Genomic DNA, 284 nt, shown 5'->3' on the forward strand with positions numbered 1-284 from the left:
GCGGTATACGGAAATAGCAGCAATACGATTTAAAGAGTTCTGGAATGACTAACTGTCCGGAAATTTCTGAGGTTTGCGGCTACCCCTCCAAACTGGATGCCTCTTATGATGAAATTACAGGTTACCTGAAAAAAGGAATTAATAAGCGTTCTATTGCTAAGCTAATTGAGTGTTCTCCATCAACCCTCTACCAGTCAGGGTCTTTTCATGACTATAAATTAGTCAGATATTCAGTATAATTGGGTAGTTAATTGCACTCACGAAAGAGACAGATGAGCGAAGTA

Annotated in this window: 1 protein-coding gene; it reads left to right on the forward strand. The window is 39.4% G+C overall.

Features of this window, described 5'->3' with window-relative positions:
• Positions 1 to 44 precede the first annotated feature (44 nt).
• Positions 45 to 239 (forward strand): helix-turn-helix domain-containing protein, encoded by a 195-nt coding sequence (locus Lfee_RS07655; protein ID WP_058445494.1) that lies wholly within the window; start codon positions 45 to 47, stop codon positions 237 to 239.
• The last annotated feature ends 45 nt before the right edge of the window (positions 240 to 284 follow it).

It is taken from the genome of Legionella feeleii (genome assembly GCF_001467625.1).
Lineage (GTDB): Bacteria > Pseudomonadota > Gammaproteobacteria > Legionellales > Legionellaceae > Tatlockia > Tatlockia feeleii.